This window comes from Sphingomonas sp. CFBP 13728 (assembly GCF_014841895.1).
GTDB lineage: Bacteria > Pseudomonadota > Alphaproteobacteria > Sphingomonadales > Sphingomonadaceae > Sphingomonas.
Genome location: NZ_JACYUS010000001.1, coordinates 933,050 through 955,921, shown reverse-complemented (window position 1 = coordinate 955,921; position 22,872 = coordinate 933,050). Strand labels below are relative to the sequence as shown.

The window sequence follows — 22,872 nt, the reverse complement described above, 5'->3', positions numbered from 1 at the left end:
TCCGGGATTACTTCCGGACGCTCTCCACGCCCGCGATGATCCGGCTCACCTCGTTCGCATCGAATGGGCGGAGGTCCGTCATGCCCTCGCCAATACCGATCGCGTGGATAGGCAGGCCGTATTTCTCGGCCGCCGCGACCAGCACACCGCCGCGCGCGGTGCCGTCGAGCTTGGTCATCACGAGACCGGTGACGCCCGCCACCTCCTTGAAGACCTCGATCTGCTGGAGCGCGTTCTGGCCGGTGGTGGCGTCGAGCACCAAGACGATGTCGTGCGGACTCTCCGGGTTGATACGGCCGAGGACGCGGCGAATTTTTGCCAGTTCGTCCATCAACTCGCGCTTGTTCTGGAGGCGGCCGGCGGTGTCGACGATCAGCACGTCGATGCCGGTCTCGGTCGCCTTCTTGACTGCATCCCAAACTACGCCCGCCGCGTCGCCGCCTTCGGGGCCGGTGACGATCGGCACGCCGACGCGCTCGGCCCAGGTGCGGAGCTGGCCGATCGCGGCGGCGCGGAAGGTGTCGCCAGCGGCGAGCATCACACCGTAGTCCTGCTCCATCAACAGATGCGCGAGTTTGGCGATGGTGGTGGTCTTGCCCGAGCCGTTGACGCCGATGACGAGGATCACCTGCGGGCGCGGGAAGGCGTCGATCTCGATCGGTTTCGCGACCGTGGCGAGGACCTTCTCGACTTCTTCCGCGACGATCACGCGGATGCCGAGTTCCTCCATGTTGCGCTCGAAGCTGCCTTCGGACAGGCGGCGGCGGATGCGGCCGGCGGTCTCGGGGCCGAGATCGGACGCGATCAGCGCTTCCTCGATGTCGTCCAGCGTCGAATCGTCGAGCCGCGCGCCGCCGAGGCCGGCGAGGTTGCCGACCAGCCGGTCGGAGGTGCGCTTGAAGCCGCCGATCAGCTTGTCGTGCCAGGTTGGGGTGGTGCTCATGATGGTTCTCGTGTTGCGCTGAGGCGGTCGGACGTGGCGCCGGTGATCGTGATGCGGACGATGTCGCCGGGTATGGCGGGTTCGTCCAGCAGGACTTCTGCGAAATTGCCGATATGCCCGCGGTCGCCGGGGCGTTCGACGAGCAGATCCTGCGATGTGCCCACCAGCGTTTGCAGCCAGTTCGCTCGCGCGGTTTCGCCAGCCTCGCGGAGGAGGGCGGCGCGGTGGCGGCGGATCTCGGGTTCGACCTGCGGCATGCGCGCGGCGGGGGTGCCGGCGCGCGGCGAGTAGGGGAAGATGTGCGGGTGGACGATGTGGCAGTCGTCGATCAGCGCGCGCGTGTTGGCGAACATCGCCGCGTCCTCGGTCGGGAAGCCGGCGATCAGGTCCGCGCCGATCGCGATGTCGGGGCGGGCGGTCTTGAGACGATTGACCAGCGCGACACTTTCGGCGCGCGAATGGCGGCGCTTCATGCGCTTGAGGATCATGTCGTCGCCGGCCTGGAGCGAGAGATGGACGTGCGGCATGATCCGCGCTTCGGTTGTCAGTAGCGCAAAGAGGCGGTCGTCGATCTCGATGCCGTCCAGCGAGGAGAGACGCAGGCGTTCGAGTTTGGGGACGTGATGCAGGATGCGTTCGACGAGATGGCCGAGTGTTGGGGCGCCGGGGAGGTCGGGGCCGTAGCTGGTCAGGTCTACGCCGGTGAGGACGATCTCGCGGTGGCCTGCGTCGACGAGGCCGGCGATCCGGTCGACGACCGCGCCGGCGGGGACCGAGCGGCTGGGGCCGCGGCCGAACGGGATCGCGCAGAAGGTGCAGCGGTGGTCGCAACCGTTCTGCACTTCGACGAACGCGCGGGCGTGGGCGGAGAAGCTGGCGGCAAGGTGCGGCGCGGTCTCGCGGACCTGCATGATGTCGGAGACAACCACTGCGTCATCCGTCTGCCAGGCCGAAGAGGTCAGCTTGTCTGCATTGCCGATGACGCGGTCGACCTCGGGCATCGCCGCGAAGCGGGCAGGATCGATCTGCGCGGCGCATCCGGTGACGACGATCTGTGCCTCGGGGCGGTCGCGCTTCGCGCGGCGGATGGCGACGCGCGTTGCCTTCACCGCGGCGTTGGTGACCGCGCAACTGTTGACCACGACCATGTCCCGCCCGGCAACGAGCGCGCGGATGGTCTCGCTTTCGGCGATGTTGAGGCGGCAGCCGAGGCTGATGACCTCTGGCTGCGGGGCAGATGGCATGCGGCGCGATTTAGGAGGGGCGGGGGGGGAAGTCCACGCTTTGCGTTCCCGGAGTACCGCGTCCGTCTGCGGTCTCCTGCGGATGCAGGAGCCAGGGTACCACCCGCAGCGCTGCCTGGTCCTTGGCTCCCGCCTTCGCGGGAAAACTAGCGTAATGGAGGCGCTCCTCATCCATCAGACACCACCCCGGCGAAGGCCGGGGCCCAATTGGGGAACGTTGCTAACTACGGATTACCCGCGGTTATTGCGACCTTTCCAATTGGGCCCCGGCCTTCGCCGGGGTGGTCGTGAGTTGGGATAGGCCACCCAAGAATAAGCGTGTATTGCAATCACCCCGCCAGCCGCGGTGCAATCCCCCGCGGCGGTGGCACGCTCCGGTCGGGCCGCTGCGCCAGCAATCGTTTCTCGGCCAGCAACCGCCGGATCTGCGCAGCGCCCAGCGGTCGCCCGTACAGATACCCCTGACCCTTCGCGCAGCCGATCGCGCGGAGGCGTTCTTCGATCGCGGCGTCCTCGATGCCTTCCGCGGTCGTCGGCAAGTTGAGACTGTCGCCAAGACGCACGATCGTGTTGACGATCGCCATGCTCTCCGGATTGTCGAGGATCGACGAAACGAAGCTCTTGTCGATCTTGATACGGTCGAACGGCAGCGCCCGCAGATGCGCCAAGCTCGAATAGCCGGTGCCGAAATCGTCGAGTGCGAGGCGGATGCCCTGGTTTTTCAGGCTCCCCACGATCGACTGCGCGAGGGGAAGATTGTCGAACAGCGCGCTCTCGGTGATCTCGATCTCGAGCCGGTTGGCGGGAAAGCCCGTCTCTACCAGCGTCTTGATGATCTTCTGCGCGAGCCACGCGTCGCGTAGCTGGAGCGGGGAGACGTTGACGGACAGCGTGAGCCCAGCGTCCCAGTCCCGCGCCGCGGTGAACGCCTGGTGCATGATCGACAGCGAGAGGTCGCCGATCAGGCCGATCTCCTCGGCGATGGGGATGAACACGTCCGGCGCGATCGTCCCCCTGATGGGATGCTCCCAGCGCGCCAGGACCTCGAAACCGGTGATGAGGCCGGTCGTAAGGTCGACCTGCTGCTCGAAATACGGGACGATCTCCTGCGCGGGAATTGCGTGGCGCAGGCCCGCTTCGAGTTCGCCGCGTAGTTGGAGTGATCGCTCCATCGACCGATCGAACCAGGCATGGCGGCCGCGTCCGGCGGTCTTGGCAGCATGGAGCGCGATGTCGGCATTACGCAGGAGCGCGTCGACCGAGGCGCAATCGACGTCCGACCTGGCGATACCGATCGACACGCTCATGTGAATGTCGACGCCATCCGCGCGAAACGGCAGCGCGAGACCGGCGATCATGCGCTCGGCGATCCGATCGGCCACGTTCTTGTGCGCCGAGTCGAACGCGAAGGTGCAGGCGAATTCGTCTGCGCCGAGCCGTGCGAGCAGGCTGGCACCGGGTGCGATCGCGGCGATCGTCTCGGCGACATAGACGAGCAGCAGGTCGCCGACCGCATAGCCGTGCAGGTCGTTGACGCCCTTGAAGTGATCGATGTCGATCGTCAGCATGGCCATCGCCTTGCCGCGGCGGCGGGCGCTGGCGAACAGGGTCGCGCCGTCTTCGGACAGGCTGCGGCGATTGAGGAGCCCGGTCAGCGGATCGCGCTGTGCCAGAGCCTCGGCGCGATGACCCGCGTCGATCAGCGTGCTCAACTCCGCCGCCAAGGCGCGATACCGGAACCAGCCGAACAGGATCAGCGCGATGTTGAGCAGCATCGCCGCGACCAGCGTCCGGTCGAACACCTCGGTACTGCTGTGGAAATGCGCGACCGACTTGACGAGTACCGTGCCGCCGGTGCCGACGAACAAAAGGGTAGCGGCGCCCGTAACGGCGCCGGTCATGAATTCCCGACTTATATTGCGGGGCGCGCGCGGCGCCGCCGACTTTGCGGTCATGGTATAGCCTGTCCGGTCTTCGATTGGTCTGCGGTGTGCCATGCGACAGGTGTAAGATATGTTAAGAAGCCGTTTAGGCGGGACGGAACGTGGCCTGCGCGCGCCTGATTGATCTGCATCACGATAATAGTATTTTCCGCAATCGCGCTGAGCAGTCTGGACGCTGCTTTCGCCGGAGAACAAGGAGGCGCCTGCTCGATAAGGCCGGCTCCGAGCCCATCTTGCATCCCCACCCACATTCCAGTAAGGGGCGCATCACGTTCCGTTACGGGGCGCATTGGACGAGCATCCAAGGATGCACGCTGGCCGGCGAGGTTTCGCCCGCCGGCGCTTTTGCGTTGTGTTGCGGTGATTTGGAGTATTTCGATGTTCGAAAGCCTGAGCGATCGACTTGGCGGCGTCTTCGACCGCCTTCGCGGCCGGGGTGCGCTGACCGAAGCGGACGTGCGCGCGGCGATGCGCGAGGTGCGTGTCGCGCTGCTCGAAGCCGACGTCGCGCTGCCCGTCGCGCGCGAGTTCGTCGAGAAGGCGACCGAGAAGGCGATCGGCCAGAACGTCCTGCGCTCGGTCACGCCGGGGCAGCAGGTCGTCAAGATCGTCAGCGATGCGCTGGTCGAGATGCTCGGTTCGGATGCCGTAGAGCTCGAGCTCGGCGTGACGCCGCCGGCCGTCATCATGATGGTCGGCCTGCAGGGTTCGGGCAAGACGACCACCACCGCCAAGATCGCCAAGCGTCTGGCGGCGGGGCAGGCCAATTTCGGCCAAGCCGGTCGCGAGCGCAAGAAGGTGCTGATGGCGTCGCTCGACGTCAATCGCCCGAACGCGCAGGAACAGCTGGCGACGCTCGGCACGCAGATCGACGTCGCGACGCTGCCGATCGTGCAGGGACAGCAGCCGGTCGATATCGCCCGTCGCGCGATGCAGGCGGCCAAGCTCCAGGGCTATGATGTCCTGATGCTCGATACCGCGGGTCGACTCCATGTCGACCAGGCGTTGATGGACGAGATGAAGGCGGTCGCCGACGTCGCGAACCCGGCCGAGATCCTGCTGGTCGTCGACTCGCTGACCGGCCAGGACGCGGTCAACGTCGCGCAGAACTTCAGCGACCAGGTACCGCTGACGGGTATCGTGCTGACCCGCATGGACGGCGATGCCCGCGGCGGCGCGGCGCTGTCGATGCGCGCGGTCACCGGCAAGCCGATCAAGTTCGCAGGCACGGGCGAGAAGCTCGATGCGCTCGAGGCGTTCCATCCGGAGCGCGTTGCCGGGCGCATCCTCGGCATGGGCGACGTCGTCAGCCTGGTCGAACGCGCCGCGGAGTCGATCCAGGCCGAAGACGCCGAGCGCATGGCCGCCAAGATGGCCAAGGGTCAGTTCGACATGAACGACCTGCGTGCCCAGCTGGCGCAGATGCAGCGGATGGGCGGGCTCGGTGCGCTGGCGGGGATGATCCCCGGCATGAAGAAGGCGCAGGGCGCGGTCGCGTCGGTCGGTGGCGAAAAGGTGCTGGTGCACATGGACGCGATGATCGGATCGATGACGATCAAGGAGCGCAACAAGCCCGAACTGATCAACGCCAAGCGCAAGATCCGCATCGCCAAGGGCTCCGGGACGACCGTCCAGGAGGTCAACAAGCTGCTCAAGATGCACCTCGAAATGTCGACCGCCATGAAGAAGATCAAGAAGATGGGCGGCATGAAGGGCATGATGGCGATGCTCGGCAAGGGCGGCCTAGGTGGCGGTCTTGGCGGGATCGGCAACGCGATCGGCGGGCCGCAGATGGGCGACATGCTCAACAAGGCTGGCACGGGTGGCCTACCGGGCGGTGGTGGCGGTCTGCCGGGGCTTGGTGGCCCCAAGATGCCGCAGATGCCTGCCGGTTTCGACGATTTTCTGAAGAAGAAATAACTCTCCTTATCCAACCACGACACCTCGGCTTTCGCTCGGGGATCTATCTAGAAAACGAAGGAAAATATCATGGCAATCAACATTCGCCTCGCGCGCGGTGGCTCCAAGAAGCGTCCTTACTACAAGATCGTCGTTGCCGATGCGCGTTCGCCGCGTGATGGCCGCTTCATCGAGAAGATCGGCAACTACAACCCGCTCCTCGCCAAGGACAACGAGCAGCGCGTGCAGCTCGACGCCGACCGCGCGAAGCATTGGCTGAGCGTCGGCGCGCAGCCGACCGACCGCGTCGCGCGCTTCCTCGACCAGGCTGGCGTGCTCGAGCGTTCGGCGCGCAACAACCCGAACAAGGGCAAGCCTGGCGAAAAGGCCACCGAGCGCGCTGAAGAGCGTGCGACCAAGGCGGCCGAAGCTGCCGAGGCTGAGGCCGCTGCAAAGGCGGCGCCTGCTACGGGTAGCAACGAAGAGACCGAGCAGGTCGCTGCTGCTGAAATCGAAGACGCAACGAGCGCTTCGTAAGATCCGGGGGCGGTCGGTATTGTATCGGCCGCCCTTGTTCCAAGCCCGTCATCCCAGCGAACGCTGGGATCCAGAGCCAGGGACGACAACGTTCTTGGCTCTGGATCCTGGGTCGAGCCCAGGATGACGACAAGGGTAGCGGACCTGCTCCGCACCCGATCGGCGCATCATGCGTTCTCCAGTCGGTAACCCCGAACAGGAGCGCATGATGGCCCCCGAATCCGACCCCCGCACAGCCCCCCCACCCGAGGACATCGAAGATGCCACCAACCAAGGCGTCTCCGCCGACGACCCCGCCGAAGGCTCCGACGACACCCCTGGCCGCGATGAAGGTTCCGCGCAAGGCTGACGTGACGCTCGCCGTCGTCATCGGTGCGCACGGCATCGGTGGCGAAGTGCGACTGAAGGTCTTCGCCGAGAATTTCGGCAGCTATAAGAGCTTCAACGACGGTGCGCTGTCGCTGAAGTCCGCGCGCAACGGCAACAACGGCATGATCGCGCGCTTTGCCGAGGTCGCCGATCGCAATGCTGCCGAGGCGATGCGCGGGACCGAACTGACGGTGCCGCGGTCCTCGTTGCCGCCGCTGGAAGACGGCGAATATTATCACACGGATGTGATCGGGCTCGATGTCGTCTCGACCGATGGCGAGGCGATCGGACGGGTCGTTGCGATCGATAATTTCGGTGCGGGTGACGTGATCGAGATCGAGCGGCCGTCCGTGGACGACAAGCCCGGCAAGCGGTTCATGATACCGATGCGACCCGAGGCCGTGCCTGAATGGGATGCCGACCGGCTTATCGTCGAGGCTTCGTTCGCGGCTGAGTGAGCCTTGTTATCCCAAGTTGAGTAGCGATTACCGCCGAAGTGGTCGCTGTTCGGCGAGCATGTTGCGGATGGTGGTAGCGGCGACGCCGGCTTCCCCCATTGCGTGGCTGATCTGGTCGAGACCCTTTACGACGTCGCCCGCTGCGAACAGGCCGGGGATCGAGGTTCGCTGGTGCGAGTCGACTTCCAGGCATCCGTCCTCGGATGCGCGTGCGCCTGCCGCGACGGCCAGTTCCGAACGGATGACCGATCCGAGCGCTGGATAGATGCTGTCGAACGACAACCGTCCCTCGACCGTGTCCAAAGCCAATTTGTCTTCCTCGATCGCGTAGTTGCCGCAGGGGCCTCCGACGCGGACGATCCCGGCTTCGTCTAGCGCCGCTTCGCATGCCGGATCGAGATCGTGGCCGCCCTCGGGCGCGATCAGCGTTACGTCCTTGGTATAGCCGCGCAGGAATAGTGCCTCGCGCATGCCGTGGTCGCCGGTGCCGATTATACCGACGCGCTTGTCGGTGACTTCGTAGCCGTCGCAGATCGGGCAGTAGCGGAGGAGGCCGGCTTCGAGCGCTTCGTCGTGGATGGCGTCGGGCAGGTTTGGACGGTTGTTCACGACTCCGGTGGCGAGCAGTACGCTCCGGGCTCGCGCACGGCGATCGCCGAGCCGTACGGTGAAGCCGTCGTCGTCGACTTCGATCGCGTCGACCCGCACACCCTCGCGGACCGCACCATAATTCTCAGCCTGCGCCAGCATCCGGGCGAGCAGGTCCGTGCCGCGGATGCCTTCGGGATAGCCGGCATGGTTGTGCGTGCACGGGATCAGCGCGGCGCGGCTGCTGCCGCAATCGAACAGGCGGATAGAGAGGTGGAAGCGCGCGAGATAGATGGCTGCGGTCAGCCCCGCCGGGCCGGCGCCGATGATGATGCAATCGTCCATCCGCCGCGAGCGTTTCGCCAGCGTAATTGTTCCACTGCGGCGATCCGTATAGGTGCTGGACGCATTCGGCGCCGCACACTGGCGCAAACGCATAGAGAATTGGACGCTGTGACTTTCGCTGCCACGATATTGACGCTGTATCCGGAGATGTTTCCGGGGCCGCTGGGGACGTCGCTCGCGGGCCGGGCGCTGGGGGAGGGGCGGTGGTCCTGCTCGCCGGTGCAGATCCGGGACTTTGCGACGGACAAGCACAAGTCGGTGGATGACACGCCGGCGGGGGGCGGGGCCGGGATGGTGCTCCGTGCCGACGTCGTAGCCTCGGCGATCGACAGTGTGGCCGACGGGCGGCCGGTGCTGGCGATGACTCCTCGGGGGAAGCCTCTTACCCAGGAGCGGGTTCGGGAGCTTGCGCAGGGCCCCGGCGTCACCATTCTCTGCGGCCGGTTCGAGGGGTTCGACGAACGGCTGTTCGAGGCGCGGGAGATCGAGGAGGTCTCGATCGGCGACTACATCCTGTCGGGCGGCGAGATGGGCGCGCTGGTGCTGCTCGATGCTTGCATTCGGCTGCTGCCCGGCGTAATGGGCGCGGCTTCTAGTGGGGATGACGAGAGCTTCGAAACGGGGCTGCTCGAATATCCGCATTATACCCGACCTCAATCATGGGAAGGGCGCACGATCCCGCAGGTGCTGCGATCGGGGGATCATGCGAAGATCGCTGCATGGCGCAAACGCCGTGCGGAGATCGATACACGGTCACGGCGACCGGACCTTTGGGAGCGCCATGAGGGCGTTCGGGTCCAGTCGCCCTCTGGCGCGCAGCGACACGAGGACGAGACATGAACCTGTTGCAGACGATCGAAGCCGAGAACATCGCGAAGTTCCTGGCCAACAAGACGATCCCCGATTTCCGCCCCGGCGACACGCTGAAGGTCGGCGTGAAGGTCGTCGAAGGCGAGCGCACGCGTATTCAGAACTACGAGGGCGTGTGCATCGCGCGCTCGAACAAGGGCATGGGCTCGAACTTCACCGTGCGGAAGATGAGCTTCGGCGAGGGCGTCGAGCGCGTCTTCCCGCTCTACTCGCCGAACGTCGATTCGATCGAAGTCGTCCGCAAGGGCGCCGTGCGTCGCGCCAAGCTGTATTACCTGCGTGGCCGCACCGGCAAGGCAGCGCGTATCGCCGAGCGCCGCGACATGCGCCCTGCCAAGGGCACCGCAGCCGCCGAGTAATCGGGGACTGTTCGAGTTGAAGAAGGGCGCGGGGGCGATGGTCCCCGCGTCCTTTTTCGTTGTGCGCGGGGTAGGGACTGGTTGGCGCGGTAAGGTGTTGGAAGTGCTGCCGTTTGCTGGTGTCTCGCGTTTATGCTGCAGCACGGAAGTATAGGAAGTGTAGACGCTGGGAAGCATTTTCGATGTGGGGGTGGCGTCGAGGTGTGGGGGCGGTGTCGCGGTGATGAGGGTGGGCGCGGGCATCTGGTGACGGTGCGCTTCTCCGGGCGTGTAGGACAGGCGATTAGCCGCCGGCTAGCGGTGGTCGTGGTGCCTGCACGCTTCGTCTGTCCATCGGGGGGTGGGAGGCAGTTATCCGGTCGGACAGGGACGCGCGGTGCTTCGCAGGCCGACTTGCGCTTCCTTGTTCTCCCGCGAAGGCGGGAGCCCAGTCTGGGTCCCCGCCTTCGCGGGGAAACACGTCTTGCTGGCGGATTGGGATGGCTGCTCGTTTGAGGCGTGAGGGGCTTTGCCACGCTGAGCACGCTCGCGTGGACATGCCCCACCCCGACCCTCCCCTGAAGGGGAGGGAGTTTGGGCTCCTGCGCTGCCATCGCCATCATCTCCATCGCAATCATGCAACCTCGGCGCGTCACGCAACGCGTCGTCATCCCCGCGCAGGCGGGGATCCATATCCTCGGGGGCCGGTGATCATGGTGCGAGGCCAGCCAGTCTGGGTTCCCGCCTCCGCGGGAATGACGAGGCTAGGGCGAGCGTGACGTAACCCCCGCCGCCCCGTCATCCTGACGAAAGTCAGGACCCAGGATCACGAACGCCGCGCTGCTTGGCTCTGGGTCCTGACTTTCGTCAGGATGACGGCGTGGGTGGGGAGGCCTTCCGCTTGCAATCGCCAACGCTGCCGTCTGGAGGACGTATTTATGGGGCGTGCGAGCCTCAGGGGCCCACAGACCACCGCCAGCCGTCCTCGACCACCCGTCAGGCGTCAGGCCTCAGGCGTCGCGCCACGCGCCGGGCTCCAGGCCCGCCACGGTCCAGTCGCCGATGCTCCACCGGACCAGTCGCAGCGTGGGGTGGTCGATCGCGGCGGTCATGCGGCGGACTTGCCGGTTGCGGCCTTCGCGGATCGTTATCTTCAGCCAGCAATCGGGGATACTCGCGCGGACCCGGATCGGCGGCACGCGCGGCCAGAGGTCGGGCGCGGCGATCCGCTCGACGTCGGCGCGGGCAGGGCCGTCCTTCAGCAGGACGCCGTCCCGCAACCGATCGAGCGCGTCCTCGCCGGCATCGCCCTCGACCTGCACGAGATAGGTCTTGGCCAGCTTGAACTTCGGGTCCGCGATCCGCGCCTGGAGGCGACCGTCGTCGGTCAGCAGCAACAGCCCTTCGCTATCGCGGTCGAGCCGCCCCGCCGGATAGACGCCCGGCACATCGACGAACTGCGACAGCGTCGCGCGCGGGGTCGGGCTGTTCACGTCGGTGAACTGGCTGAGGACGTCGTACGGTTTGTTGAACAGGATTACCCGAGGCATGAACTTCCTTGGTGCTATGCCAGTGTTGGGGTCGAGTGGCGGTATCGACTTAGCGGAGGCGTTGACTAACCATCTTCATGATCCATTGCCTCAACCTGATCGCCGCCAGCCCCGGCAATTTTTGGGAAGCCATTATTCCATTCTGAAAGCCAAAAATAGTGAGAGCCACGTACCGGCTTCTCGTCCGGAAACCTTGCTACTCGTGTGGTCAATGCCTCTGAAAATTGCGGAATATTTTGATCACAGCATACGGGAATTAGGGTTTCAAAGGCGTTCCCGAGCGAAACAACTGAACGATCTAAAAAGCGTACAAGATCCTGCCGTTCGAGTTTGCTTGTACGGTGTTCGACCTCGATCGTTGGCGCGATAACCTCGCCCAACGCAGACAGCTCGTAGTCCTGAAATTTTACTGCCTGACCGATTGATGGATGCTCGAGCGAGTTTCTCCAATCAACGACGGCTCGTAAATAATCTAAAACTTCCATTATTCCCGAAAGTTGTTCCTGTTGGTCAGAAAAAACATTTTCAAACTCACGTTTTAATGCCTGCGACCAACCCTCTTTTGGGTTGGTCTTCGGATAGAACATTTGAGCGATGCGTATTGTTGAAGTGCGTACGTTGGCGAGATGTCCGACGCATTGATTGGCTCTTCCTCTGAGGTTTTGCGTCTTCGGGAGCCTGCTTATATCTAGCTTTCGTCGCTCAATATTTTCGCGGATTTCGGCTTCGCTCCGAGATAGTTCTCGTATCGTATCGGAGATTTCGCCCAAATCGAGCGCGACTGACAAGGCTTCTAAAAAAGCAGCTTCTCGATCGAAGCCCTTGGGGAGGTGTGTCGCATCTTTAAAGAGCGTCATTGCCATACCGACGGTCTGCTGCACAAATTCGGTGGTGGCTCCGTATTCCAGCTCTACTCGCTGCACGATCCGAGGAATCGCTGGGTTAAGCCGGTCGGGATCAATCTGATCTGCAAAAACCATTGACGATATGCCAGTCTCTCCTAGCATATAGAGCCGATTTTGCTTCTCGCACCCTAAAACTGCTATGTTGTTACCGCACTGATCAGGCGCTTTCGCGCTCCCCGCGCTCTCACGGAAAAGGTCAATCGGTCTCTTACCAGCCACCTTACCGCTCCTAATTTATGCCCCATCACGCATTTTAGCGGCGATGATATTTAGTAACACACCGTAATCCAAGCTATGGCGTAGCCACCTTCTTCAAACATTAGGCCGAGTTAAGCGCAAAGCGATTTGTCTGTCACAAGATGACATTTTTATTCAAGATTAGCATGCCGTAATAGAAACGGGCCGCGGTGTTTCCACCGCGGCCCGTTCGTTCGATCAGCCATCCGCAACCCTTACTGGTCGAGGAAGCTCCGCATCTTCCGGCTACGCGACGGATGCTTCAGCTTCCGCAGCGCCTTCGCCTCGATCTGGCGGATGCGCTCGCGGGTCACCGAGAACTGCTGGCCGACTTCCTCGAGCGTGTGATCGGTGTTCATGCCGATGCCGAAGCGCATGCGGAGCACGCGTTCCTCGCGCGGGGTGAGCGACGCCAGCACGCGCGTGACCGTCTCCTTGAGGTTCGCCTGGATCGCGGCATCCACCGGGATGATCGCGTTCTTGTCCTCGATGAAGTCGCCGAGATGCGAATCCTCCTCGTCGCCGATCGGCGTTTCGAGGCTGATCGGCTCCTTGGCGATCTTCATCACCTTGCGCACCTTCTCCAGCGGCATGGAGAGGCGCTCGGCCATCTCCTCCGGGGTCGGTTCGCGGCCCTGCTCGTGGAGGAACTGACGGCTGGTGCGGACCAGCTTGTTGATCGTCTCGATCATGTGGACCGGGATGCGGATGGTCCGCGCCTGGTCGGCGATCGAGCGCGTGATCGCTTGGCGGATCCACCACGTCGCATAGGTGCTGAACTTGTAGCCGCGGCGATACTCGAACTTGTCGACCGCCTTCATCAGGCCGATATTGCCCTCCTGGATGAGATCCAGGAACTGCAGGCCGCGGTTCGTGTATTTCTTGGCGATCGAGATCACCAGCCGCAGGTTCGCCTCGACCATCTCCTTCTTGGCGATGCGCGCCTCGCGCTCGCCCTTCTGGACCATGTTGACGATCCGGCGGAACTCGGTGAGCGCCATGCCGGTCTGCTGCGTGATGTCGGCGATCTCGGCGCGGATGCGCTCGACCGCCTCGCCCTCGTTGGCGACGAACGCGGTCCACTTCTTGTCGACCTTGTTGACCGTCGTCAGCCAGTTCTCGTCGATCTCGTGACCGATATAGCGATCGAGGAAGTCCTTGCGCGGCACCTTGTGGCGCTCGGCAAGGCGCAGCATCTGGCCGCCCAGCGCGGTCAGGCGACGATTATAGGCATAGAGCTGATCGACCAGATATTCGATCTTGGCGTTGTGAAACTGGACGCTCTCGACCTCGGCGGTGAGTTCCTCGCGCAGCTTCTGATACTTGCGCTCGTCGGCCGCGGAGAAATCGCCGCCGATGCCCATCGCGTCGACGCGGCTCTGCTGGATCTTGCTGAACTTCTTGTAGAGCGCGGTGATGCTGGCAAATCGCTCGAGCGCGATCGGCTTGAGCTGTTCTTCCATCTGCGCGAGGCTGAGGGTGTTGTCCTCCTCCTCGTCGTCCGATGCGCGCGGGGCACGGCGCTCGCCGTCCTCGTCCTCGTCGGCGGACGGCTCTTCGGGCTCGGCCTCTTCCTTGAACGAAGGGCCGGCGTTCTTCTCGCTGATCTCGCCGTCGTCGGCTTCGCCGTCCTCGGCCATCGCTTCGGGGGCGGGGTCCTTCGACAGCATCGCATCGAGATCCATGATCTCGCGCAGCTGCATCGTGCCCTCGTTCAGCGCGGTCGACCAGTCGATGATCGCGTTGAAGGTGATCGGCGATTCGCACAGGCCGAGGATCATCGTGTCGCGACCTGCCTCAATGCGCTTGGCGATCGCGATCTCGCCCTCGCGGCTGAGCAGCTCGACCGCGCCCATCTCGCGCAGGTACATGCGGACCGGATCGTCGGTGCGATCGATCGTCTCTTTCTTCTTCTCGATCGCGGGGCCTGTGTCGGCATCCGCGTCGGCGGCCTCCGGCTCGTCCTCGTCGTCCTTGGCGGGCTCGGTCTCGCCGTCCTCGCCGGCTTCGTCGTTCTCGACGATGTTGATGCCCATCTCGCTCAGCGCGGCGCTGATGTCCTCGATCTGGTCGGACGACATCTCGCCCTGCGGCAGCGCTTCGTTGAGCTGCTCATAGGTGATGTAGCCGCGCTTCTTGGCGCGCGCGATGACCTTCTTGATCGACGCATCGTTCATGTCGATCAGCGGCGCATCGCCGGTTTCGTTCGTCTCGGCGGGTTCCGCCATGTTCGCCTTAGCCATCAATCGCCCTCGGTACCCAACGCTCGGGCGTCTTCGTTCGACTGTACAAGATTTGCAAGTCGGACTTCCAACGCCTGTTTCTCTCTTACCATAGCCACTTGTCGTTCGAACGCATCTTCGGTGAAGTGCGTCTGCATCGCCGCGGTCGCCTGCTTGAGTGCCGCGTCTACCTCAGGGCGGGCGACCATGATCGCGATCGCCTCGTCGAGGTCGGCACGGACGCGGGCTGGATCGGCCGTGGTCTGCGTGAACGAATAGGGCATCGTATCGGCTCTCAACAGGTCACTCGCGACTGAATTGAAACCGGACCTCGCCAATATGGTGAGCAAGCGCCCGCTATCAAGCTTCTGGTCCTCAAGTGCAACATCTACGACCGCTTCGAACAATCGTCCGAGCGCGCCGTCGATCATTTGGAGGGAGCCGAGCACCTCCATGTGACGCGCAATCTCGACCGGGTGGCGGATCAGGCCGGCGAGCACCGCCTTCGCCAGGACGCGGTCGATGCCGGTGGCGAGGAAGGCCTTCGCGTCTTCGGTCACCGGTGCGGCGGGGGGCTTCCAGCCGCCTTTCGGTCGCTCGCCTCTGGGCACGAAGGGGGCGCGGACCGGTTTGAAATGCTCGTAGAAGCGGTTCTTGAACTCGGCGTGGTATTGCTGCTTCACCGAGGGGTCGGCGATGCCCTCTGCGAGTTCGTGGAGGCGGCGCTTGAGACCGGCGCGCTGTTCGGGGGTGTCAAGCGCCTCGGCGGCGACTTCGGACGCCCAGAGCCGGTCGACGAGCTGTTCGGGGGTCTTCAGCAACGCCTCGAACGCGGCGGGGCCGCCGGCGCGGACGAGGTCGTCGGGGTCCTGACCTTGTGGGAGCGTGACGAAGGCGAGGCTGCGGCCGGGCGCAAGTAGCGGGAGCGCGCGGTGCGCGGCGCGGAGGGATGCCTTCTGGCCGGCGCCGTCGCCGTCGAAGCAGAGCAGGGGGACATCGACCATCCGCCACAACCGTTCGAGCTGCGCTTCGGTGAGCGCGGTGCCCAGTGGCGCGACCGCTTCGCCGAAGCCGGCCTGGGCGAGCGCGATAACGTCCATATAGCCCTCGACCACCAGCACGCGGCCGGACTTGCGCGAGGCGGGGGCGGCCTTGTCGAGATTGTAGAGTGTGCGGCCCTTGTCGAAGAGCGGGGTATCGGGGGAGTTGAGATACTTTGGCTCGCCGCCGTCGAGCACGCGCCCGCCGAACGCGATCGTCCGCCCGCGGGGGTCGCGGATCGGGATCATCAGCCGACCGCGGAACCGGTCGTACGGGTCCTTGCCCTCGACCGAGATGAGCATGCCGGACTCGACCAGCATCGGGTCGCCGTAGTCCTTCAGCGCGGTCTTGAGCTTGCCGCGGCTGTCGGGGGCGAACCCCATGCCGAACGCACGCGCCGTCTCGGGTCTGATCCCGCGGCGGTCGAGCAGCGCGCGCGCTTCGGTGCCTGGGAGGCCGTTGAGTTGCTCGGTGAACCAGTCGGCGGCGTCGAACATGACCTCGTGCAGGCCCTTGGCGCGCTCGGCCTTGGCGGCGGACTGGCGGTCCATCGCGGGCATGTCCATTCCGGCGGCCTGGGCGAGCTCCTTGACCGCGTCCATGAAGGGGAGGCCACGCTGGTCGGTCATCCACTTGATCGCGTCACCGTGCGCGGAGCAACCGAAGCAGTGGTAGAAGCCCTTGTCGTCGTTGACGTAGAAGGAGGGCGTCTTCTCGTTGTGGAACGGGCAGCAGCCCTTGTGCTCGCGCCCGGCCTTGGTGAGCTTGGTGGTCTTGCCGACGAGCGCCGAGAGCGAGGTGCGGGCGCGGAGTTCGTCGAGGAATTGCGGGGTTAGCGCCATGGGGTGACTTTGGTGGGGGTGTTTGCGGCACTGCCCTCCCCCGACCCCTCCCGCAGGCGGGAGGGGAGCAGAAGAGGGGCGGCGTTCGCGGCGAGCGGAACAGAGTCCCCCTTCCGCTTGCGGGAGGGGTTAGGGGAGGGGCGTTCCGCAAGCACGCGCCCGATCTCGGCCACTACGCCCTCCATCCGCTCCAGCACGTCGTTGTTCCAGAACCGGATCACACGGTAGCCTTGCTGTTCGATGAAGTGCGTCCGCTGAGCGTCATCGTCGGAGTGCCAGTCATGCTGCCCGCCGTCGACCTCGATTACGAGCCTCGTTCCGCGGGAAACGAAGTCGCAAATGAACGGGCCGATCGGGACCTGACGATTGAACCTGACGCCCGAAGTCCGACGCGCCGCGAGGTGTTGCCATAGCGCGCTTTCGGCACGCGTCGGGTTGCCGCGGAGGTCTCGGATGCGGGTGCGTTGTTCCAATGCTCCGTCTCCTTTGTGGCGCTGCCCTCCCCCGACCCCTCCCGCGAGCGGGAGGGGAGCAGAATTTACGACAGCGCTGCCTTTACCAGGCCGCTCGCTTTGCTCATGTCCAGCTCGCTCGCGTGGCGCGCTTTAAGCTCAGCCATCACGCGGCCCATGTCCTTCATGCCGGTCGCGCCGAGTTCCGCCTTGATCGCCTCGATCGCCGCCGACGTTTCCGCTTCGCTCATCTGCTGCGGCAGGAAGCGTTCGATCACCGCGACCTCCGCCGTCTCCGCATCGGCGAGCTCCTGGCGACCACCCTTCGAGAACATCTCGATCGACTCGCGGCGCTGCTTGACCATCTTCTGGAGCACTTCGACCACCAGTGCGTCGTCGCTTTCCGGCGCCTTTCCGGTGCGCGCCTCGATGTCGCGGTTCTTGATCGCGGCCTGGATCAACGAGATAGCGTTGCGGCTCTGCTTGTCGCCGGCCTTCATGGCGGTCAGCTGCGCAGCCTTGATGTCGTCGCGAATCATGTACTGGTCTTTCAGGCGGTTCGGGATAGCCCGACGGGATAGCGCGTCCGCCGTCCGTTTAACAGATTGACGCTGCGGCACGCCGGCCTTAGCGGACACCACTTAGCGACATCGTCAACGTAAAGAGAGTGCCCAGCCTGATGGCCGACGCCCAGCCTATAGCCATGCCTGCCGGTGCAACAGGCGTCCTCGTCCTCGCCAATGGCGACGTGATCTGGGGTCGCGGGTTCGGCGCAGAGGGCAGTGCGGTCGGCGAAGTGTGCTTCCACACCGCGATGACCGGCTATCAGGAGGTGCTGACCGACCCGTCCTTCGCCGGGCAGATGATCTGCTTCACCTTCCCGCACATCGGCAATGTCGGCGCGAACCCCGACGACGTCGAGGCGGACGACCCGCACGCGCTCGGCATCATCGTCCGTGAGGACGTGACGCAGCCGTCGAGTTTTCGCGCGGTCGAGGGGCTCGACGGCTGGATGAAGCGGCATGCGCGGATCGGCCTTTCGGGGGTCGACACGCGCGCGCTGACGCGGCGGATCCGGGTGGCGGGGGCGCCTAATGGCGTGATCGCGCACTCGGCTAGCGGCGAGTTCGACGTGGCGGCGCTGCTGGCGATGGCGCGCGCGTGGCCGGGGCTGGAGGGGATGGACCTCGCCAAGGACGTGTCGACCGAATTGCATTATGGCTGGGGTGAGGATGCGCCCGGCGGTGTCTGGAAACTAGGCTTCGGCTATTCTTCTTCCCCCCTCCCGCAAGCGGGAGGGGCCGGGGGTGGGCTCCCGGCTTCCTTGACAGACAACGGTGCAGTCGAGCACTCCTCGACCGTCCCCCCGGAAGGTGAGCGCGAGCCCACCCCTCAATCCCCTCCCGCAAGCGGGAGGGGAAGCCAGAAGCCCCACGTCGTCGCGATCGATTATGGCTCGAAGCGCAACATCTTCCGCAACCTCGTCGAGGCAGGCGCCAAGGTTTCCGTCGTCTCCGCCACCGCCAGCTTCGACGACGTGATGGCGCTCGCCCCCGACGGGATCTTCCTGTCGAACGGCCCCGGCGATCCCGCCGCGACCGCCGAATACGCCGTCCCGGTAATCCGCCAGCTGCTCGATACGGGCAAGCCGCTGTTCGGCATCTGCCTCGGCCACCAGTTGCTCGGCCTCGCGGTCGGCGCGACCACGACCAAGATGTTCCAGGGCCACCGCGGCGCCAACCACCCGGTCAAGCGCCTGTCCGACGGCGCGGTCGAGATCACCAGCATGAACCACGGCTTCGCGGTCGAGCGCGAGAGCCTGCCGGCCAACGTCCGCGAGACGCATGTGTCGCTGTTCGACGGATCGAACGCGGGGCTGGAACTGACCGACAAGCCGGCGTTCTCCGTGCAGTATCACCCCGAGGCGAGCCCGGGGCCGCAAGATAGTCTATATCTGTTTGACCGGTTCGTAAGTGGGTTGGGAGCGGCAAAATGACTAGTCCTCCGTCTGAGTACCTTGCAGGTGCCGCCGTCCTGTCTCTCAGGAACATAAAGGCGGCAGATCTTCCGAAGGGTCGAGACGAGCTAAGCTCCTTGTTGAGCAATGACTACAAAGTTTCCTTTGATGCCCATGCCGTTGATCTAATTCTCCGCCAATTATCAAAGTGGAAAATGGCGAACATCGTTGACGATGAATATGCCGGTGAGCTTATCCAGTTGGGAAGAGCCCGGTCCGACGAAGCGTGGGACGAGGCGGACTCGGTAATTCTTGGCAGGGCTTGGGAGGGCGGGGGCGGCTGGTTCGATAGAGTTTTCCGTAATGAAAAATTCTGGTCAGCGGTTGAGCACGAATTAACCGACAATTTGGGTGCGCCCATAGTCACTGAGCCCGTCAATGACCCTGTTCCAGCCTCCGATAGAATTGTAACTATCTCTCATAACTCGCCTGAGGGAACGTTAATCGTAAGTGCAATAAATACCGCGCTTCTAGATTTAGACCAAAACAACTTGATAGCTGCAGAAGCTGGTGGAGAGCGAGAGAGATTAGTTGCCGAAGGTAAGGCCTCTATTGAGCTTTTGAAAGGCGAGCGGATAAAGCGTGGAGCTTTGATTGAGGTCGTCTGGAAGTTCCTTAAAGAAATTATGTCGAAATTTAAGGAAAAGTCGATTGATTGGGGTGTCGATAAATCCGTCGCCATTCTGGAAAAAATGTTGGATCTTCTGAACTAATGCCAAAACGCACCGACATCTCCTCGATCCTCGTCATCGGCGCAGGACCCATTGTCATCGGCCAGGCGTGCGAGTTCGATTATTCGGGCACGCAGGCGATCAAGGCGTTGAAGGAGGAGGGCTATCGTATCGTCCTCGTCAATTCGAACCCCGCCACGATCATGACCGATCCCGAGCTGGCCGACGCGACCTATGTCGAGCCGATCACGCCTGCGATCGTCGCCAAGATCATCGAGAAGGAGCGCCCGGACGCGATCCTGCCGACGATGGGCGGGCAGACCGCGCTGAATACCGCGCTCGCGCTGTTCCATGACGGGACGCTGGAAAAGTTCGGCGTGACGATGATCGGGGCGGATGCCGATGCGATCGACATGGCGGAGGACCGGCTGAAGTTCCGCGATGCGATGGACCGGATCGGGTTGGAAAGCGCGCGCTCGGCGATCGCACACACTGTCGAGGAAGCGCTCGAAGGCCTTGAGAAGACGGGGCTTCCGTCGATCATCCGGCCGAGCTTCACGATGGGCGGCTCGGGCGGCGGCATCGCGTACAACCGCGAGGAATTCATCGCGATCGTCCGCAACGGGCTCGATCTGTCGCCGACCACCGAGGTGCTGATCGAGGAATCGCTGCTCGGCTGGAAAGAATACGAGATGGAGGTGGTGCGCGATCGCAACGACAACGCGATCATCATCTGCTCGATCGAGAATGTCGATCCGATGGGCGTCCACACCGGCGACTCGATCACGGTCGCGCCGGCGCTGACGCTGACCGACAAGGAATACCAGATCATGCGCAACGCATCGATCGCGGTGTTGCGCGAAATCGGTGTCGAGACAGGCGGTTCGAACGTCCAGTTCGCAGTGAATCCGAAGGACGGCCGGCTGGTCGTCATCGAGATGAACCCGCGGGTTTCGCGGTCTTCGGCGCTGGCGTCGAAGGCGACCGGCTTTCCGATCGCGAAGGTCGCGGCGAAGCTGGCGGTCGGCTATACGCTCGACGAGATCGAGAACGACATCACCGGCGCTACGCCTGCCGCGTTCGAGCCGACGATCGATTACGTCGTGACCAAGATCCCGCGGTTCGCGTTCGAGAAGTTCAAGGGCGCGTCGAACACGCTTGGCACCGCGATGAAGTCGGTCGGCGAGGTGATGGCGATCGGTCGCAACATCCACGAGTCGATGCAGAAGGCGTTGCGCGGGCTTGAGACGGGCTTGTCGGGCTTCAACCAGGTCGATCATCTGGTCGGCGCGCCGCGTGCGGAGATCGAGGCGGCGCTGGCCGTCGCGACGCCGGACCGGTTGCTGGTCGCGGCGCAGGCTTTGCGCGAAGGCTTCACGGTTGCCGAGGTGCATGCGATCGCCAAGTATGATCCGTGGTTCCTGGAGCGGATCGCCGAGATCATCGCGGCGGAGGCCGAGGTGATGAAGGACGGGCTGCCGATCGATGCAGCCGGCATGCGGCGCCTGAAGAGCATGGGGTTCAGCGACAAGCGGCTTGCGTGGCTGGCGCTGCAATCCGCCAATCTGCGCGGGATGAACCGCGGGATCGCGCGCGGTTCGGGGCTGATCCACGAGGTCGTCAAGGCGATGACCGGCGGCGTGACCGAGGAGGAGGTGCGCCAGCATCGCCTGAAGCTCGGCGTGCGGCCGGTGTTCAAGCGGATCGATACGTGCGCGGCCGAATTCGATGCGAAGACGCCGTATATGTATTCGACCTACGAGGCGCCGAGCTTCGGCGAGCCCGAGAACGAGTCCGAGCCGACCGATCGGAAGAAAATCGTCATTCTCGGCGGCGGGCCGAACCGGATCGGGCAGGGGATCGAGTTCGATTATTGCTGCTGCCATGCGTGCTTCGCGCTCGCGGATGCGGGCTATGAGACGATCATGGTCAACTGCAACCCGGAGACGGTGTCGACCGATTACGACACGTCGGACCGGCTGTATTTCGAGCCGCTGACCGCCGAGGACGTGCTGGAGATCCTGCATGTCGAGCAGCAGAACGGCACTTTGGTGGGCGTGATCGTGCAGTTCGGCGGGCAAACGCCGCTGAACCTCGCGCGGGCGCTCGAGGCGGCGGGTATTCCGATCCTGGGGACGACGCCGGACGCGATCGATCTGGCGGAAGATCGCGAGCGGTTCGCGGCGCTGATCACCAAGCTCGGGCTGTTGCAGCCGGCCAATGGCCTGGCGCGGAGCCGGGACGAGGCGGTCGCGGCGGCGGAGCGGATCGGGTATCCGGTGCTGATGCGGCCTTCCTATGTGCTCGGCGGGCGGGCGATGGAAATCGTCGACACGATCGGGCAGCTCGAGCATTACATCGCAACTGCGGTGCAGGTGTCGGGCGACTCGCCGGTGCTGATCGACCAGTATCTGCGCGATGCGATCGAGGTCGATGTCGACGCGATCTGCGACGGCACCGACGTGGTGGTCGCGGGTGTGTTGCAGCATATCGAGGAGGCGGGCGTCCATTCGGGCGACTCTGCGTGCTCGATCCCGCCTTACTCGCTGTCGGCGGAGATCATCGCGGAGATCGAGCGGCAGACGGTGGCGCTCGCACATGCCTTGTCGGTGGTCGGCCTGATGAACATCCAGTTCGCGGTGAAGGACGGGCTGGTCTACCTCATCGAGGTCAACCCGCGCGCGTCGCGCACCGTGCCGTTCGTCGCCAAGGCGATCGGTGCGCCGATCGCCAAGATCGCCGCGCGCGTGATGGCGGGCGAGAAGCTGGTCAATTTGCCGAAGATCGACCGGCATATCGACTATTATGCGGTGAAAGAGGCGGTGTTTCCCTTCAACAAGTTCCCCGGCGTCGATCCGGTGCTGTCACCGGAAATGAAGTCGACCGGCGAAGTCATGGGAATCGATCCCGATTTCACGATCGCATTCGCCAAGGCTCAGCTTGGCGCGGGGACGATCCTGCCGACCAAGGGCAATGTCTTCGTCAGCGTGAAGGACGGCGACAAGGCGATGATCGTCGAGGCGGTGAAGGCGCTGGTCGACACCGGCTTCTCGATCGTCGCGACCGGCGGGACCGCGGATCATCTCGCACTTGCCGGTTTGCCGGTCGAGAAGGTCAACAAGGTGGCCCAGGGCCGGCCGCATATCGTCGACCGGATCAAGGACGGCGATATCGCGCTGATCTTCAACACCACCGAGGGGTGGCAGAGCCTGAAGGACTCGCAGCCGATCCGGGCTTCCGCGCTGGGACAACGCATTCCGTACTTCACGACTGCGCCCGCTTCGCTCGAGGCGGCGAAGGCGATCGCCAAGCTTTCGACGCACAGCCTTGAAGTACGGCCGCTGCAATCCTATTATTCGCAGTCGCACGACTGATCCCGACATGAGAATGATGTGTGGGCG

At 64.1% G+C, this 22,872-nt stretch carries 19 protein-coding genes; 9 read left to right on the top strand and 10 right to left on the bottom strand.

What is annotated here, in order from left to right:
* Positions 1-7: 7 nt before the first annotated feature.
* The 3 genes from ftsY to IFT67_RS04150 form a co-directional block, all read right to left on the bottom strand.
* A complete protein-coding gene (ftsY, locus tag IFT67_RS04160; protein WP_056051078.1) occupies positions 8-943 on the bottom strand; it encodes a signal recognition particle-docking protein FtsY in 936 nt (311 codons plus the stop codon).
* Positions 940-2,187 (bottom strand): tRNA (N(6)-L-threonylcarbamoyladenosine(37)-C(2))-methylthiotransferase MtaB, encoded by a 1,248-nt coding sequence (gene mtaB, locus IFT67_RS04155; RefSeq protein ID WP_192145134.1) that lies wholly within the window; start codon positions 2,185-2,187, stop codon positions 940-942. Before mtaB ends, ftsY begins: the two co-directional genes overlap by 4 nt.
* Before the next feature lie 329 nt (positions 2,188-2,516).
* The gene (locus IFT67_RS04150; RefSeq protein ID WP_192145133.1) at positions 2,517-4,088 is read right to left on the bottom strand and encodes a putative bifunctional diguanylate cyclase/phosphodiesterase; all 1,572 of its coding nucleotides are present in this window, start codon (positions 4,086-4,088) and stop codon (positions 2,517-2,519) included.
* A 420-nt stretch (positions 4,089-4,508) separates the two neighbouring features.
* On the opposite strand from IFT67_RS04150, the gene ffh reads away from it, so the two are divergent.
* The 4 genes from ffh (at position 4,509) to rimM (ending at position 7,393) form a co-directional block, all read left to right on the top strand.
* Positions 4,509-6,050, top strand: coding sequence for a signal recognition particle protein (gene ffh / locus IFT67_RS04145; protein ID WP_192145132.1), 1,542 nt, complete (start codon positions 4,509-4,511; stop codon positions 6,048-6,050).
* A gap of 69 nt (positions 6,051-6,119) precedes the next feature.
* The gene (rpsP, locus tag IFT67_RS04140; protein WP_187504196.1) at positions 6,120-6,566 is read left to right on the top strand and encodes a 30S ribosomal protein S16; all 447 of its coding nucleotides are present in this window, start codon (positions 6,120-6,122) and stop codon (positions 6,564-6,566) included.
* Between the two features lie 169 nt (positions 6,567-6,735).
* The gene (locus tag IFT67_RS04135) at positions 6,736-6,915 is read left to right on the top strand and encodes a hypothetical protein (RefSeq protein ID WP_192146640.1); all 180 of its coding nucleotides are present in this window, start codon (positions 6,736-6,738) and stop codon (positions 6,913-6,915) included.
* A complete protein-coding gene (rimM, locus tag IFT67_RS04130; protein ID WP_192145131.1) occupies positions 6,893-7,393 on the top strand; it encodes a ribosome maturation factor RimM in 501 nt (166 codons plus the stop codon). Before IFT67_RS04135 ends, rimM begins: the two co-directional genes overlap by 23 nt.
* A gap of 27 nt (positions 7,394-7,420) precedes the next feature.
* Here the strand turns inward: rimM and IFT67_RS04125 are convergent, their stop codons facing one another.
* Entirely contained in the window at positions 7,421-8,326 is a 906-nt protein-coding gene (locus tag IFT67_RS04125; RefSeq protein WP_192146454.1) for an NAD(P)/FAD-dependent oxidoreductase, read from the bottom strand.
* 108 nt (positions 8,327-8,434) lie between these two features.
* Here IFT67_RS04125 and trmD point away from each other — a divergent pair, with 108 nt between their 5' ends.
* Both trmD and rplS read left to right on the top strand, forming a co-directional pair.
* Complete coding sequence (trmD, locus tag IFT67_RS04120) at positions 8,435-9,166, top strand: tRNA (guanosine(37)-N1)-methyltransferase TrmD (protein WP_056052865.1); 732 nt, start codon at positions 8,435-8,437, stop codon at positions 9,164-9,166.
* Positions 9,163-9,555, top strand: coding sequence for a 50S ribosomal protein L19 (gene rplS / locus IFT67_RS04115; protein WP_031395442.1), 393 nt, complete (start codon positions 9,163-9,165; stop codon positions 9,553-9,555). The genes trmD and rplS overlap by 4 nt, the downstream gene beginning before the upstream one ends.
* 989 nt (positions 9,556-10,544) lie before the next feature.
* On the opposite strand, the gene IFT67_RS04110 is transcribed toward rplS, so the two are convergent.
* From IFT67_RS04110 to IFT67_RS04085, 6 genes are all read right to left on the bottom strand, one after another.
* A complete protein-coding gene (locus IFT67_RS04110) occupies positions 10,545-11,084 on the bottom strand; it encodes a pseudouridine synthase (protein ID WP_192145130.1) in 540 nt (179 codons plus the stop codon).
* 65 nt (positions 11,085-11,149) lie between these two features.
* Complete coding sequence (locus tag IFT67_RS04105; protein WP_192145129.1) at positions 11,150-12,208, bottom strand: hypothetical protein; 1,059 nt, start codon at positions 12,206-12,208, stop codon at positions 11,150-11,152.
* A 233-nt stretch (positions 12,209-12,441) separates the two neighbouring features.
* Positions 12,442-14,469, bottom strand: a complete 2,028-nt coding sequence (rpoD, locus tag IFT67_RS04100; RefSeq protein WP_056051057.1) for an RNA polymerase sigma factor RpoD — start codon at positions 14,467-14,469, stop codon at positions 12,442-12,444.
* A complete protein-coding gene (gene dnaG, locus IFT67_RS04095) occupies positions 14,469-16,331 on the bottom strand; it encodes a DNA primase (RefSeq protein WP_192145128.1) in 1,863 nt (620 codons plus the stop codon). The genes rpoD and dnaG overlap by 1 nt, the downstream gene beginning before the upstream one ends.
* Positions 16,322-16,804, bottom strand: a complete 483-nt coding sequence (locus tag IFT67_RS04090; RefSeq protein WP_192145127.1) for an endonuclease domain-containing protein — start codon at positions 16,802-16,804, stop codon at positions 16,322-16,324. Before IFT67_RS04090 ends, dnaG begins: the two co-directional genes overlap by 10 nt.
* Before the next feature lie 65 nt (positions 16,805-16,869).
* A complete protein-coding gene (locus tag IFT67_RS04085; protein ID WP_107952276.1) occupies positions 16,870-17,322 on the bottom strand; it encodes a GatB/YqeY domain-containing protein in 453 nt (150 codons plus the stop codon).
* 140 nt (positions 17,323-17,462) lie between these two features.
* On the opposite strand from IFT67_RS04085, the gene IFT67_RS04080 reads away from it, so the two are divergent.
* From IFT67_RS04080 to carB, 3 genes are all read left to right on the top strand, one after another.
* Entirely contained in the window at positions 17,463-18,779 is a 1,317-nt protein-coding gene (locus IFT67_RS04080; RefSeq protein WP_192145126.1) for a carbamoyl phosphate synthase small subunit, read from the top strand.
* A 101-nt stretch (positions 18,780-18,880) separates the two neighbouring features.
* Positions 18,881-19,513, top strand: coding sequence for a hypothetical protein (locus tag IFT67_RS04075; RefSeq protein ID WP_192145125.1), 633 nt, complete (start codon positions 18,881-18,883; stop codon positions 19,511-19,513).
* Complete coding sequence (carB, locus tag IFT67_RS04070) at positions 19,513-22,845, top strand: carbamoyl-phosphate synthase large subunit (protein WP_192145124.1); 3,333 nt, start codon at positions 19,513-19,515, stop codon at positions 22,843-22,845. Before IFT67_RS04075 ends, carB begins: the two co-directional genes overlap by 1 nt.
* Positions 22,846-22,872: the final 27 nt, after the last annotated feature.